Source organism: uncultured Novosphingobium sp., assembly GCF_964277725.1.
In the GTDB taxonomy this organism is placed as follows: Bacteria; Pseudomonadota; Alphaproteobacteria; order Sphingomonadales; family Sphingomonadaceae; genus Novosphingobium; species Novosphingobium fluoreni.
In genome coordinates this window covers 1-14,300 of sequence record NZ_CAXYKL010000176.1, presented here as the reverse complement: position 1 = coordinate 14,300, position 14,300 = coordinate 1, and the positions used below count along the sequence as shown (strand labels likewise).

Below are 14,300 nucleotides of genomic sequence, written 5' to 3'. Positions count from 1 at the left end.
TCCCGGCCTTTTCGTTGTCGTACTATCTGGTGTCGGAGCCTCAAGCTCCCTGAGGAGCGGCCCCGCCAGAGTAGCGCTTGCCAGTCTTGGGGATCGATGAGCCGCGCACCGGGGCGGAGCGGCTCTGACCCTTGGGCTCATTGGGGCGATCGATCTCACCGGTCTCCATAAGCTGCTTGATCTCGTCACCGGTCAGCGTTTCATATACCAGCATGGCATTGGCCAGAAGGTGCAGCTTCTCGGCCTGCGTCTGGAGGATATCCGTTGCGCGCTTATGCGCGGTATCCACCAGCAGGCGGATTTCAGTGTCGATCAGCTTGTTGGTCTCATCCGAACCCATTAGGCGGTGCGATCCGCCCATACCGAGGTAGCCTTCCTGCTGCTCCTCGTACTGGAGCGGGCCCAGCTTGTCGGACATGCCCCACTTGGTGACCATGTTACGCGCCAGGCTGGTGGCGTACTGGATGTCTGACGACGCACCCGAGCTGACCTTGTCGTGCCCGAAGATGATCTCTTCCGCCACGCGGCCACCCATCGCGACCGACAGGTTCGCCAGCATCTTGTCCCGATGGTAGGAATAGCTGTCCCGTTCCGGCAGACGCATCACCATGCCCAACGCACGACCGCGCGGAATGATGGTGGCCTTGTGGATGGGATCGGACGCCACCTCGTTCACGGAGACTATGGCGTGGCCTGCCTCGTGATAGGCCGTCATCTTCTTCTCATCGTCGGTCATGACCATGGAGCGACGTTCCGCGCCCATCATCACCTTGTCCTTGGCGTCCTCGAACTCCTGCATGGCGACCAGACGCTTGTTACGGCGCGCGGCGAGCAGGGCCGCTTCGTTGACGAGGTTGGCAAGGTCGGCACCGGAAAAGCCCGGCGTGCCGCGCGCGATCACGCGCGGGTTGACGTCCGGCGCCAGCGGCACCTTCTTCATGTGGACGGCCAGGATCTTCTCGCGGCCTTCGATGTCCGGCACCGGCACCACGACCTGGCGATCGAAACGGCCCGGGCGCAGCAGCGCAGGGTCGAGAACGTCAGGGCGGTTGGTCGCCGCGATGATGATGATGCCTTCGTTGGCCTCGAAACCGTCCATCTCGACCAGCAGCTGGTTGAGCGTCTGCTCCCGCTCGTCGTTGGAGTTGCCCAAGCCATGGCCACGATGGCGGCCCACGGCGTCGATTTCGTCGATGAAGACGATGCAGGGCGCGTTCTTCTTGGCTTGCTCGAACATGTCACGCACGCGGCTGGCGCCGACGCCGACGAACATCTCGACGAAGTCCGAACCGGAGATGGTGAAGAACGGCACGCCCGCTTCACCCGCGATGGCGCGGGCCAGCAGCGTCTTGCCGGTGCCGGGCGAGCCGACCAGCAGCGCGCCCTTGGGGATCTGGCCGCCCAGCTTGGAGAAGCGGGTGGGATCGCGCAGGAACTCGACGATTTCCTCCAGCTCTTCACGCGCTTCATCAATGCCGGCGACGTCGTCAAAGGTGACGCGGCCCGAACGCTCGGTCAGCATCTTGGCCTTCGATTTGCCAAAGCCCATCGCGCCCGATCCGCCGCCCTTCTGCACCTGACGCAGCGCGAAGAACGCGACGCCCAGGATCAGGACGAAAGGCAGGGCCTGCACCAGGATGTACAGTAGCAGGTTGGGCTCGTCAGCCGCCTTGCCCGCATAGCTCACGTCATTCTGCTGCAGCAGCTGCGGCAGCGTGGTGTCGTTCGGGATGGGGATGGTGCTGAACGAATCGCCATTCTTGTACTTGCCGACGATCCGATCGGTGCCGATCTGCACTTCCGCTACCGTGCCTCCCGCCACTTTGGAGCGGAAATCGGAGTAGCGGATTGCCTGCCCGGCATCGCTGCGCGAGCCAAACATCGAGACCACCATCAGGAGCGCAAGGAAGATGCCGCCCCATACAAGGAGGCTCTTCACCCAGGGATTGCCGTTGGGTTGATCGTCGTTCATGGGTTCTTTCGGAGTCCTTTTGCCGCACTAATGTAGGCCGACCGCGCTGAATGACAAGTTAGCGCAATCGTTCACTGTGATCGAACTGGCGCGCCTTTGGAGGTGTTAGTCCCGGCATCGCCGCGGGAGGAGGCTTGTCCGAGGCCACTCGGCCCGAATCGCTGGTGTGTTACCCGTGTCCAAGCGCATTTTCCGTTCGGCGGAACGTCAGGCGATCCAATCGCGAAAACCGCTGACTGGATCGTGTCGGAATGGCTATGCGCGGATGCATCATGTCGATCTTGCGCCACGTCCACCCATTGTATGCCGCCATGGGCACCACCGTATTCGAGCGGATGAGCGCGCTTTCGCGAGAGCTTGGGGCGATCAACCTGGGGCAGGGGTTTCCAGAAGGCGGTGGCCCTGTGCCCTTGCAGCAGGCGGCGGTCCGTGCCCTGCAGGACCGTTCCGCACAGTATCCCCCCAGCGGAGGCTTGCCGGAGCTGCGCGAGGCGATCTGCGCGTTCTATGCGGCTCGTCAGGGCTTGTCCCTCCAACCGGACGAGGTGATCGTGACGTCGGGGGCGACCGAGGCGATCGCGTCGGCAATCCTTGCGCTGGTGCAGCCGGGCGACGAGGTGATCGTGTTCGAACCGGCTTACGATGCCTACGCGCCGCTGGTTCGCCGCGCCGGCGGAGTGCCGGTGTTCGTGCCGCTCGCGCCGCCGCGCTTTGCTTATCCGCTGGACTTGCTGGCGCAGGCGATCGGCCCGCGAACGCGCATGCTGATCGTGAACGACCCGCTCAATCCCGCCGGTACCGCCGCGACCGAGGCCGAGCTGGCGGAGTTGGCACGCCTCTGCGTTGCCCACGATCTGGTGGTCTTGAGCGACGAGGTGTGGGAGGGCGTGCGCTTCGATGGCCAGCCCCATCGCTCGATCCTGGCGATGCCGGGCATGCGCGAGCGAGGCGTGAAGGTCGGCTCGGCGGGCAAGTTATTCGGGATGACCGGGTGGAAGATCGGCTGGATGGTGGCCTCCGGCGCGATTGCGCAGGCGCTTGGCCGGGCGCACCAGTTCCTGACCTTCACCAGCGCCGTGCCGCTGCAATGGGCCGTGGCGGAAGGGCTGGGGATGGATGATGTCCTCAATGGACAGCACGAAGGCTGGGCCATGTCGCGGGCGCGGCTGCGCCAGGGGCTGGAGCAAGCCGGGTTCACGGTACTGCCGAACGCCGCCACATGGTTTCTGTGCGTCGATCTGGCCGCTTCGGGCGTCGCGGTGACGGACGCTGCGTTCAGCGACCGCGCGGTGCGTGAAGCCGGAGTGGCGACGATCCCGATTTCCGCGCTTTACGAGGAAAAGCGCGGTCCAAGCCACTTGCTGCGCCTGTGCTTCACCAAGCCGGATGACGCGTTGGACGACGCCGTGGAAAGACTGGCGCGGTTCCGGATGAGCCTTCGCTGATCCGGTCCGGTCAAGCCAGGTCAGGTCAGGTCAGGCGATCGGGCATGGCCTGGGCTTCATCCAGCAGAACATCGCGTGCGCTGACGGATTCCCAGGGGAACACGAACCAACGCTTGTCCTCCGCGCGGTCGATGCTGTCTGTGTGATAATCCACGTTCGAGCGCGATGCGGTGTTGTTGATCAATACCGCGAATCGCAAGTTGCCGCGCGCGCCGCCGCTGCCTTCCAGAAGCTGGCGGATATATTCGATCGTGCTGCCGCTATCGTTGATATCGTCCACGAACAGGAGCCGGTTGCCCGCCGCGCTCATGGTCGCGACCTTTTCCAGCAATTCGTCCGCAAACCCCGGTACGCGCGACGAATGGTCGATCGAGAGCATCGGCAGGCCCAGCTGGTGCGAGATATAGACCGCGGGCACCAAGCCGCCTCGGCCTACGCCGATTACGAATTCCGGGTTCCAGCCGTCACCTTGGATCATGCGGGAGAGCTGGCGTACCTTGGCGAGGAATTCCTCGTAGTATTCCAGGTAGTACAGCTCGGGCGCAGCGCTCTGGGTCATCGCGATCCTGTGGTGGTGAAAAGGGCAGAGGGAAAAACAGGCGGTGCGGCATTGCTAAACGCAGTGCGCGGGCAGGGCAATCGCGCTCAGCGCGCGCGCCAGCGCAGCCGGCACAAGACGCCGTAGTGGTCCGATCCGCCCGCCGCAGTGCGCCTGCACCCCATTCGGGACCAACGCCCGTTGGCGTAGATATGGTCGATCCCGGTGAATGCGGGCAGCGGGCGGTTTGCGGGGTAGGTGGGCACGAAGCCGTCCTGCCTGCGCAAGCCGCTCGCCTGGGCGAACTGGGCCAGGCCGAACGTGGCGGTGGCGGCGTTGAAGTCTCCCCCCAGGATCAGCGGGCCGCCGCTGTTGGCGCGGGCGATCGCCGCTGTCGCCATCAGCACGTCCTGCGCGCCCTGCACGTAGGGTCGCTTCAGGTGGACATCGCCCACGCGCAGGGTGTCGAAGGGTGCGGCCACATCCGCCATCACCAGATCGGGATGCGCGCTGTGCTTCGGCAGGTCGACCTTCACCTTGCGCAAGGGCCAGCGCGACAGGATCGTAAGCGAACACGGCATGCCGGTGCACGACGGCAGGCGATAATGACGGGGCAGCAGCAGCCCCACGATCATTGATGGCGTGCCGTTCGTTTCCTGCAGCAGAGCGATATCGGGATCGAGGTCGTTCACCACTTTGACCAGATCAAGCGGCCGGGGATTGGCGTGGAACGTACTGAGCGTCATCACCTTGATCATCGGGCCATCGCTGCGCATATCGCGGGCCGCCCCGCTCAGCGTCGCGCCGCCCAGCTGGAAGCCGCCCACCGCCAGCCCGATCGCCGCCATCGCCATGCCGGCGCGATCACGCAGGCGCAGGCATATGGCGAAGGCTAGCGCCAATACCGGCAGCAGCAAGGGGATGAAGACGTTGAACTGGTCCAGCGTGTGGTGCGTTCGCCCAAGCTGCCCGACCAGGATCAGGCTGGTCGCGGCGGCACCCGCCATGCCCGCCAATGCCCGGAGGAACATGCGCTTGCGCGTCATCAGACTGTACCGCGCGATGACTGTGGGAAAGGCGCTCGCGACGGGGAAGGGGGCATGAAGGTCCTTGTATCCACCAGGCAGCCGATCTCCACGCGTCCGTCGCGCCAGGCATCGTGCTGCAAGTGCGAGACGTAGCCGCGCAGTTTCGCGGTCGCAAGCAGCGATGCCGGCAAGCTTGCGCGGCGTGGCGCAAACGCTCATGCAGCGAAGGATGAGACAGGCCAGCACGACCTTGACGATCGCCACCAGCGGTCGCGGGCTGACGGAGATCACGCGCGATGTCGCGGCGTGGCTGGCCGAGGGCGGCATTCAGGAGGGCCTGCTGACGCTGCTGTGCCGGCACACTTCCGCTTCGCTGTTGATCCAGGAGAACGCCGCGCGCGAAGTGCGCACCGACCTGATGGCGTGGCTGGAACGCCTTGCGCCCGAGGGCGACGGCTACCTGCACGATAACGAAGGCCCCGATGACATGCCCGCGCATTTGCGTGCGACGCTGACCGGGGTGACGTTGCAGATCCCCGTGCTGGACGGGCAGATGCGGCTGGGCACCTGGCAGGGCATCTACCTTGCCGAACATCGCCGCCGTCCGCACCGCAGGGAAGTGGCCATGCACTGGATTGGGGAGTAAGGTCTCGCAATGGCGACCATGCGGCACGATCAGCGACAGGGCGAAGCAAGCGATGCCGCCATGCAAGTGCCGCGCGGCGGCGAGGTTGTGCGCCGCCATCGCCTTTCCACTCGCATCTGGCACTGGGTGAACGCGCTGGCATTGCTGATCCTGCTGATGAGCGGGCTGATGATCTTCAACGCCCATCCTCGGCTCTACTGGGGCGAATTCGGCGCGAACTTCGATCACGCTTGGCTTGAGATCGGCCAGCGCGGCAATGCCGGAATGCTGCGGATCGGCACATGGCAAATCGACACGACCGGATGGCTGGGCATCTGGACGGACCAGGACGGCGTCGTGCGCCGCCGCGCGATTCCGTATTGGGCCACCCTGCCATCGCGCTACAGCCTGGCCGACGGCCGGATCTGGCACCTGGCCTTTGCCTGGGTCCTGGCGCTCAGCTTGCTGGGCTATCTGCTATGGTCGCTGGTGAACGGCCACTTGCGCCGCGATGTTCACATCACCCGCAAGGAGTGGCGCCCGGCGCATATCTGGCGCGATATGAAGGACCATGCGCGGCTGCGCTTCCCCACTGGCGCGGCGGCATTGCGGTATAACGTGCTGCAGAAGCTGGCTTATGCGTCTGTCTTGTTCGTGCTGCTGCCGCTGATGATCGTGACCGGCCTGGCCATGTCCCCCGGCACCGACGCCTGGGCCCCGATCGTCACCGAACTGTTCGGCGGGCGGCAGACCGCCCGTTCCATCCATTTCCTGTGCGCCTGGGGACTGGTCGGTTTCTTCGTGGTCCACATCGCGATGGTCGTGCTGGCCGGCCCGTTTAACGAGATACGCTCGATCATCACCGGCAAGTACCGCCTGCCCCGGGAATGTCTATCCAAGGAGCGCGACGCGTGAGCAAGCTGATCCTCTCACGCCGCAGCCTGATCCGCACCGGGGCGCTGGGCGGCGGGTTGCTGCTTTCCGGCTGCGACAAGCTGTATCAGCAGCCGGGCTTCCGCTCCGTGCTGGAGAGCGGCGAGAGCCTGCACCGCGCCACCCAGCGTGCGTTGGGCGGCCAGGCCCTGGCGCGCGAGTTTCGCGTGTCAGACATGTCGCCCAATTTCCGCGCCAACGGCAGCAAGGAAGGCGCGGGAGACGAGTACCGGCGGCACCTGGCCCAAGGCTTCGCGCAATGGGCGCTGCGCGTGGATGGCATGGTCGGCCGGCCACTGAACCTGCCGCTGACCGCCTTGCAGAGCCTGCCCCAGCGCAAGCAGATCACGCGCCACGATTGTGTGGAGGGGTGGAGCGCGATCGGGCAGTGGCAAGGGCCGCAGCTATCGCATGTGCTCGATCTGGCGCGGGTCAGCCCGGCCGCGAAATACCTGATCTTCCACTGCGCCGATATCTATGGCGGCAAGCCGTATTACGAATCGATCGACATGGTGGACGCCTTCCATCCGCAGACGATCCTGGCCTGGCAGATGAATGGCCGCCCCCTGCCGCAGGAACACGGCGCGCCGCTGCGGCTGCGGGTGGAGCGGCAGTTGGGGTACAAGCACGCCAAGTTCGTCACTCGAATAGAAGCGCGCGATACGCTGGCCGGGGTCTATGGCGGCAAGGGCGGGTACTGGGAGGATAACGGCGGCTACGCCTGGTACGCCGGAATTTGATGGTTCAGCGGGATCTGATGGTGTGGCGGACCGGGGTCAGGCCCGACTGACCCGCCCCGCCCGGCCGCGATCAGCTCAGCTCGCCAATCGTACCAGTTCCGGCTCTTCACGCACCAGCTTGGGCTGATCGGGCCATATACCGCGCGTGTCGTACACCAGCTTGTCCGCCCGCTCGGCCAGAGGCACGACGCGGAACACGTCATGGTCGACCAGCACGATCAAGATGTCACAAGTCTCCAGCGCCTCGTCCACGTCGATCTGCACGGCGCCGGTATCGGTGAACTCGATTGGCAGGTCGCTGGCGTAAGGTTCGACGATATGCACCCGCTCACCGTATTTGCGGGCCAACCGGGCGGCGACGAAACGGGCCGGGCTTTCGCGGAAATCGTCGATGTTGGCCTTGAACGCCAGGCCCAGGCAGGCGATCTTCGCGCCTGGATGCGCGGCGACCAACTCGTCGGCCTTGCGGATCACGTGATGCATCTTGCCGTCGTTCACGCCACGCGCGGTGCGGATCAGCGGGGTCTCCTCCGGCGCGCCATGGACGATGAACCAGGGATCGACCGCGATGCAGTGGCCGCCCACGCCGGGTCCGGGCGAGAGGATGTTCACGCGGGGGTGCCGGTTGGCCAGGCGGATCACTTCCCACACGTCCAGGCCCATCCGGTCCGCCACCATCGACAATTCATTGGCGAAGGCGATGTTGACGTCGCGATAGGCGTTCTCGACCAGCTTGGTCATCTCGGCAGAGCGGGCGTCCGTGGTGACGCATTCGCCGCGCACGAACCGCTTGTAGAACGCCAGCGCCTTGCGCGCGCAGCGGGGCGTGATGCCGCCGATCGAGCGGTCGTTGTTGGTCAGCTCTTCAAGGATGCGGCCGGGCAGCACCCGCTCCGGGCAATAGGCGATGGCGATATCGGGCGTCTCGCGCGTGCAGCCCGGTACCTTCAGATCGGGGCGCATCTGCGCGATCATGTCCCGCAACTGCTCGGTCGTGCCGACCGGCGAGGTCGATTCGAGAATCACCACGTCACCAACCTTCAGCACCGGCGCGATGGTCTTGCCCGCTGCCAGGACGTAGGAAATGTCCGGGGCATGATCCTTGTCGAACGGCGTCGGCACCGCAATCACGAATACGTCGGCCGGAGCCACCGTGATCGAGGCCGAAAGAAGTCCGCGCGAAACCACACCGTGCACCAGCCCATCGAGGTCGACCTCCTCGATGTGGATTTCACCGCGATTGATAGTGTCGACCACTCGCTGCGACACGTCGAGGCCCAGCACCTTGCAGCCCGCGCGGGCGATCACCGCAGCGGTGGGAAGGCCGATATACCCGAGGCCTACAACACAAACGTCAGGCTTGGTGTCCGATTTCATTGGCGAGCAGCTCCACGATTCGGGCCGAGCTGTGCCCATCCCCGAACGGGTTGTGGGCGCGAGCCATGGCCTCGTAGGCTTCCGTATCGTCCAGCAGGGTTGAAATTTCGGTAACGATGGTGGCCGCATCGGTGCCGACCAGTTTGGCGGTGCCGGCCTCGACGCCTTCGGGTCGCTCGGTCGTCTCACGCATGACCAGGACTGGCTTCCCCAGCGCGGGGGCTTCCTCCTGCACGCCGCCACTGTCGGTCAGCATGATCTCGGCGATGTTGATGAGGCGGGCGAAGTGGGGATAATCCAGCGGCTCGATCAAGGCGACATTGTTCAGACCGGCCAGGCCCTCGTTCATCACCTTGCGCACGTTGGGGTTGAGGTGGACGGGGAAAATCACCGCCACATCGGGGCGCTGCGCGATCTGGCGGATGGCGCTGGCAATGCCTTCCATGCCGCCGCCGAAATTTTCGCGCCGATGGCTGGTGACGCCGATGATCCGTTTGCCGGCGAATCGCGCTTCGAGGTCCGCCAGACCGCTGGCCAGCGCCGGTTCGGCTTCGATTCGGGCGGACACCCAATGCAGCGCGTCGATCACGGTGTTCCCTGTGACATGGACGCACGCAGGGTCGGCGTTCTCGCGTAGGAGAGCCGCGGCGGCGGTGGCGGTAGGCGCGAAGTGCAGGCTGGCCATGGCGCCGATGATCTTGCGGTTCACCTCTTCGGGCCATGGGTGATAGATATTGAAACTGCGCAGCCCCGCCTCGACATGATCGACCGGCAGCTTGCGGTAATAAGCGGCCAGCGCGCCCGCCATGGCGGTGGCGGTATCGCCCTGTACGATCACGCGATGGGGCTGCACCTGGTCCATCACTTTGCCCAAGCCGATGAGCAGATTGGCGGTAAGGGCATCCAGCGTCTGGTCCGGCTGCATCACGTCCAGATCGTGATCCGGCACGATCCCGGCGATCTCCAGCACCTGGTCCAACATCTGGCGGTGTTGGGCCGAAACGCAGACCACGCATTCGAAGCGAGGATCGGCGCGCAACGCGTGAACGACGGGGAACAGCTTGATCGCTTCAGGACGAGTACCGAAGACGACGAGGATGCGAGTTGGCTGGGTCATGGCATGGCGGATACCAGCGCAATGTTAAGCATGAAATAATCTGATCGCAGCAACCGGCGACAGGGCAGGGCCGTTCGCGGACACGCACGCAAACGGCGCGTGACGGCGCTTTTTAAGCCCTGCCCAGGCCACGGTATTTTTGCACCCAAACCACCGTATTTCAGGACTTTTCGAAGGTTAAAAGGGAATTGTTAAGCACTTCCGGGGAATGACGGACCGGCGGGTGAAGGGCCCGTCGCCTCGGAGTCGCCCCCTAAATGCGTGTCGTCACTTGTTTGCTATACGAGCATGATCCCTGGATCGTGCTCCTGGCTGCGCTGATGTGTCTGTGCGGGTCGATCGTCTCCGTCACCCTTTTTCGCCGCACGCTGAACGAGGCGGGCACGTCTCGCCTACACTGGTGTTTCCTGTCCGCCGTCACAGCGGGCGCGGCCATCTGGGCAACGCACTTCATCGCGATGCTGGGTTATCGGGCGGAAGTTCCGGTGGAGTTCGATGGACCTTTGACCATCGGCTCGGCGCTGATCGCTGTAGGCGGTATCGCCATCGGCCTGATCGCGGCGACGGCGAAGTCACGCGGGATCGCGGTCGTTATCGGCGGCGGGGTGATCGGCCTTTCGATCGCGGCGATGCACTACACCGGCATGTTCGCCTATCGGGCGGAGGGCATCGTGGAATGGCGGCCAAGCTATGTGATATCGTCGCTATTCGTGGCGTCCGGCCTGTCGATGGCGCTGATCTACCGCCTGCATACGGAAAAAGCGCCGAAGCAGATTTTGCCGTGCGTCCTGATGGTGCTGGCGATCGTCGGCCTGCACTTTACCGGCATGGCGGGCTTTTCCGTCGCGCCGATTCCGGGCGTTTCCCATGGCGCGGATAGCGCCACGTTCACCGCTATCGCCCTGGCGATCGCAATGGTGGCGCTGCTGATCGTGGGTACGGGCATTTCCACTTACCTGGTCGAAAGCCGGACCCAGTCCGAATCGCGTGATCAGCTGGAGCATATCGCCCTTCATGATGCGCTGACGGGCCTCGGCAACCGGCACAATTTTTCCCAGACGCTCGAATCCGAATGCGGGAAGCTGCAGCGGTATGGACGGCCGTTCGCCTTGCTGATGATCGATCTCGATCGCTTCAAGCCCATCAACGATACGCTGGGCCACCCGACGGGCGATGTCGTATTGCAGCGTGTTGCCGCGCGTCTGCGCCGGGCCGTTCGTGAAGGCGACCTGGTGGCGCGGATCGGTGGGGACGAGTTTGCCATCATCGCCTTCGGCATCGCCAATGGCCAGGAAGCGGCTGCACTTGCCGCGCGAGTGGTGGAGATACTGGCGCGACCGTTCATCGTTGCAGGCAGCGTCGCCGACCTGGGCGGCAGCGTAGGCGTGGCGCTGGCGCCGCAGCATGGCGTTTCAGGCGAAGAACTGATCCAGCGCGCCGATGTCGCCCTCTATTCCGCCAAGCGCGACGGCAAGAATCGCTTTTGCCAGTTCGAGCCCGCAATGATGGATGCCATGCAACGGCGCCGGTACCTGGAGATCGACTTGCGGCGCGCCTGCGCGCGTGACGAGTTCGAGGTTTTCTATCAGCCGATCATCGATTCGCAGTCCGGCGAGATAACCGGGGCCGAGGCCCTGTTGCGCTGGAACTCGTCGGAACGAGGCGATGTCTCGCCGGCAGAGTTCATTCCGATCGCGGAAGAACTCGGGCTGGTGTCCCGCATTGGCGCGAACGTGCTGCAACAGGCCTGCAGGGACGCCACGACCTGGCCCGATCACTTCGACGTCGCGGTGAACGTATCCCCGGTCCAGCTACTCGATCCGCGCTTGCCGCAGATCGTGGCGCAGGCCTTGCGCGAATCGGGCCTGCGCGCCGACCGCCTGGAACTGGAAATCACCGAAACCGCGCTTCTGGGCGACGACGAGGCGGCGTTGCGTACGCTGACCAGCCTGCATGAGCTGGGCGTGCGCATTTCGCTCGATGATTTCGGCACCGGCTATTCCTCGCTCAGCTACCTCCATCGCTTTCCGATCAGCCGGATCAAGATCGATCGTTCGTTCATCTGCAAGCTGCCGGAAGACCCAGGCAGCGCCTCGATCGTGCGCGCGATCGCACAGCTGGGAGAAAGCCTGGATATGAAAGTGACCGCCGAAGGCATCGAAACGTCTGAGCAACTGTCGTTTATCGCCCAGCAGGGTTGCGACCATGTGCAGGGCTTTCTGATCAGCCGCCCGATCCCGGTCGCGGACTTCCTGGCTCTGGTGAGGGCGCGCGTAGGTGCGGTGGCAGCGTGACCGGCGATATCAGGATCACACCGCTCAGCCGGCTGCTGTATGTCAGCCGGTGCACGCTGGAAGAAACCGGCGCAGCGCGCGATTATCTCGTTGCCGAGCTGACCGAACGCTCTGCACGGCGCAATGCCGCGGTACAGCTGACAGGGACGCTGCTGTGCGTGGGGGATGCCTTCATCCAGGTCCTGGAAGGACCGCCCGCCGCCATCGAGCGCACCTTCGAGGCGATCTGCTGCGACTTTCGGCATGAGGACGTCAAGCTGATCGACCTCGTGCCGGTGCGCGAACGCATCTTCCCCGAGTGGAGCATGGTTCGCATCGGCGCGGACGCGGAAGCATCCGTGGCGCTGGAAGGCGACCTGGAGGATATTCGCTTCCTGGTCGGCATCAACGCGCGTGAGGCGATCAGCCAGATGCGGCGATTGCTGGATAGTCAAAGGCCGACGGCGGAGGCAGCCTGATCGCATCGGCGTAACTTGCGGGCGGGCGGGCTTGCTCTTCGCGCTTGCTCCGGGGGCCGGCTTCGGGAATGTCGCGACCATGGCAATTTTGAGCGACAAATGGATTCGCGAGCAGGCGCTGGCGAACGGAATGATCGAACCCTTCGTGGAGGCGCAGCGGAGAGACGGCTGCATATCCTATGGCTTGTCGTCCTACGGGTATGACGCGCGCGTTGCGGAAGACTTCAAGATATTCACCAACGTCGATTCCGCCGTGGTCGACCCGAAGAACTTCGATGCCAACTCGTTCGTCGATCGCCGGACGGAATGCTGCGTGATCCCGCCCAACTCGTTCGCGCTGGCCCGCACCGTGGAATACTTTCGCGTGCCGCGCGATGTGCTGGTGATCTGCCTTGGCAAATCGACTTATGCGCGCTGCGGCATCATCGTGAACGTCACACCGCTGGAGCCGGGCTGGGAAGGGCACGTCACGCTGGAATTTTCCAACACCACGCCGTTGCCAGCCAAGGTCTACGCCAACGAAGGCGCGTGCCAGTTCCTGTTTCTGCAGGGCAATGAGCCTTGCGAGGTCAGCTATGCCGACCGTGCCGGCAAGTACATGGGCCAGCGCGGCGTGACTTTGCCCCGCCTCTGATTTCGCCTTTGATCCCATCTGTGGAGACAGCCGTGGTCGCGGTGGGCGGGAACAAACCTGCCTGATGCCGCTTCCATGGAAACAATCACAACAGGGAAGAGGCTGGTCATGTCAAAGATCGCCGCGATTATAGGCCGTTTGCTGATCGGCCTGCTTTTCATCGCCAGTGGTATCGGCAAGCTGATGGACATAGGCGGCACCGCGGCCATGATGGCCAAGACGGGCCTGCCAGGTAATCTGGCTCTGGTAGTCGGGCTATTCGAACTGGTTGGCGGTCTGTGCCTTGCGGCTGGTTTCGCTGTCCGCCTGGTGTCAGTCCTGCTGGCCGTCTTCACGGCGGGGACGATCCTGTTCTTCCACAACCGTTTCACCGACCCGGTGCAAGCGATCGCAGCTTTGAAGAACCTGGCGATTATCGGAGGCCTCGCGCTCGCCTTCGCGCACAGCCAGATGTGGAGCCACTACTACACGCTGCGCACCACGCGCCGCAGTGAGGCGGCCACCTTGGAGGCAGAGCGCCGCGTTCATGAAGCAGAACTCCGCGCCGCTCGCGCCGAAGCCACCGCGGACGCGGTTCGGACCGCCCCTGCTGGAACCCGCGCGGTTGATCTTGATGGCGACGGCCTTGCCGACACCACAGTCCGCCGCCGCAACCGCTGGTTTGACTGGTAGTCAGTTCGTAATCGGGGCAGCCCAAAGGCTGCCCCATTTTTCAGTATTGCAAATCATTATCATCAAAGGCATGGGGCCCTCGCAGCTGACCGCATGAACGGACAGCGCAAATCAGGGGGTTCTCATGCCGTTTTCGCGCGCACAACGCGTTGCCGTTTCCACCGCCATCCTGGCGAGCACAGCTTTCCTGCCAGCCCTGGCGCAGGCCCAATCCCGTAACGAGGATGCCGGCGCGGATGACATCATCGTTTCCGCGCGAAGGCTTAACCAGACGCAGGTCAGCGGCAGCGGCGATATCGGCGTGCTGGGCAACAAGGCGGCGGAGGACATCCCCTTCAATGTCCGCTCCTATAACGAGGCGTTGATCCGCAACCAGCAGCCCGACAGTCTGGGCGAAGTGCTGGAGAATGATCCCACCGTGCGCACCACGCTGGGCTTCGGCACCGCCGCCGAGGTTTTCGTGATCC

13 protein-coding genes and 1 pseudogene are annotated in these 14,300 nt (G+C 64.2%); 9 read left to right on the top strand and 5 right to left on the bottom strand.

Going from position 1 to position 14,300, the window contains the following annotated elements; translation table 11 throughout:
• Nucleotides 1-40: 40 nt before the first annotated feature.
• Nucleotides 41-1,972 (bottom strand): ATP-dependent zinc metalloprotease FtsH, encoded by a 1,932-nt coding sequence (gene ftsH / locus ACHWRX_RS09950; protein WP_394659073.1) that lies wholly within the window; start codon nt 1,970-1,972, stop codon nt 41-43.
• Between the two features lie 272 nt (nt 1,973-2,244).
• On the opposite strand from ftsH, the gene ACHWRX_RS09945 reads away from it, so the two are divergent.
• Nucleotides 2,245-3,417, top strand: a complete 1,173-nt coding sequence (locus tag ACHWRX_RS09945; RefSeq protein WP_394659072.1) for an aminotransferase — start codon at nt 2,245-2,247, stop codon at nt 3,415-3,417.
• Nucleotides 3,418-3,442: 25 nt separating this feature from the next.
• On the opposite strand, the gene ACHWRX_RS09940 is transcribed toward ACHWRX_RS09945, so the two are convergent.
• Together ACHWRX_RS09940 and ACHWRX_RS09935 are read right to left on the bottom strand one after the other, a co-directional pair.
• The gene (locus tag ACHWRX_RS09940) at nt 3,443-3,976 is read right to left on the bottom strand and encodes a phosphoribosyltransferase (RefSeq protein WP_288415619.1); all 534 of its coding nucleotides are present in this window, start codon (nt 3,974-3,976) and stop codon (nt 3,443-3,445) included.
• Nucleotides 3,977-4,062: 86 nt separating this feature from the next.
• A complete protein-coding gene (locus ACHWRX_RS09935) occupies nt 4,063-5,001 on the bottom strand; it encodes an endonuclease/exonuclease/phosphatase family protein (protein WP_394659071.1) in 939 nt (312 codons plus the stop codon).
• A 211-nt stretch (nt 5,002-5,212) separates the two neighbouring features.
• On the opposite strand from ACHWRX_RS09935, the gene ACHWRX_RS09930 reads away from it, so the two are divergent.
• From ACHWRX_RS09930 to ACHWRX_RS09920, 3 genes are read left to right on the top strand one after another with little or no spacing between them, the layout of a single operon-like run.
• On the top strand, nt 5,213-5,629 hold the full coding sequence (locus ACHWRX_RS09930) for a secondary thiamine-phosphate synthase enzyme YjbQ (protein ID WP_394659070.1): 417 nt from the start codon (nt 5,213-5,215) through the stop codon (nt 5,627-5,629).
• Nucleotides 5,630-5,647: 18 nt separating this feature from the next.
• Complete coding sequence (locus tag ACHWRX_RS09925) at nt 5,648-6,523, top strand: cytochrome b/b6 domain-containing protein (RefSeq protein ID WP_394659074.1); 876 nt, start codon at nt 5,648-5,650, stop codon at nt 6,521-6,523.
• Entirely contained in the window at nt 6,520-7,281 is a 762-nt protein-coding gene (locus ACHWRX_RS09920) for a molybdopterin-dependent oxidoreductase (protein ID WP_394659069.1), read from the top strand. The genes ACHWRX_RS09925 and ACHWRX_RS09920 overlap by 4 nt, the downstream gene beginning before the upstream one ends.
• A gap of 75 nt (nt 7,282-7,356) precedes the next feature.
• Here ACHWRX_RS09920 and wecC read toward each other — a convergent pair whose 3' ends face one another.
• Together wecC and wecB are read right to left on the bottom strand one after the other, a co-directional pair.
• Nucleotides 7,357-8,658 (bottom strand): UDP-N-acetyl-D-mannosamine dehydrogenase, encoded by a 1,302-nt coding sequence (gene wecC, locus ACHWRX_RS09915; protein WP_394659068.1) that lies wholly within the window; start codon nt 8,656-8,658, stop codon nt 7,357-7,359.
• Nucleotides 8,636-9,775 carry a non-hydrolyzing UDP-N-acetylglucosamine 2-epimerase gene (wecB, locus tag ACHWRX_RS09910; RefSeq protein ID WP_394659067.1) on the bottom strand — a complete coding sequence of 380 codons (1,140 nt, stop codon included), beginning with the start codon at nt 9,773-9,775 and terminating at the stop codon, nt 8,636-8,638. The genes wecC and wecB overlap by 23 nt, the downstream gene beginning before the upstream one ends.
• Before the next feature lie 257 nt (nt 9,776-10,032).
• Between wecB and ACHWRX_RS09905 the strand changes: the two genes are divergently transcribed.
• The 5 genes and pseudogenes from ACHWRX_RS09905 to ACHWRX_RS09885 all read left to right on the top strand — a co-directional run.
• Nucleotides 10,033-12,069 (top strand): putative bifunctional diguanylate cyclase/phosphodiesterase, encoded by a 2,037-nt coding sequence (locus ACHWRX_RS09905; protein ID WP_394659066.1) that lies wholly within the window; start codon nt 10,033-10,035, stop codon nt 12,067-12,069.
• On the top strand, nt 12,066-12,527 hold the full coding sequence (locus tag ACHWRX_RS09900) for a BLUF domain-containing protein (RefSeq protein WP_058738142.1): 462 nt from the start codon (nt 12,066-12,068) through the stop codon (nt 12,525-12,527). The genes ACHWRX_RS09905 and ACHWRX_RS09900 overlap by 4 nt, the downstream gene beginning before the upstream one ends.
• A 79-nt stretch (nt 12,528-12,606) precedes the next feature.
• Entirely contained in the window at nt 12,607-13,161 is a 555-nt protein-coding gene (gene dcd, locus ACHWRX_RS09895) for a dCTP deaminase (protein WP_058738148.1), read from the top strand.
• A 108-nt stretch (nt 13,162-13,269) separates the two neighbouring features.
• The gene (locus ACHWRX_RS09890) at nt 13,270-13,833 is read left to right on the top strand and encodes a DoxX family protein (RefSeq protein WP_394659065.1); all 564 of its coding nucleotides are present in this window, start codon (nt 13,270-13,272) and stop codon (nt 13,831-13,833) included.
• A 124-nt stretch (nt 13,834-13,957) separates the two neighbouring features.
• A pseudogene (locus ACHWRX_RS09885) lies at nt 13,958-14,300 on the top strand (TonB-dependent siderophore receptor); the annotation flags it as partial.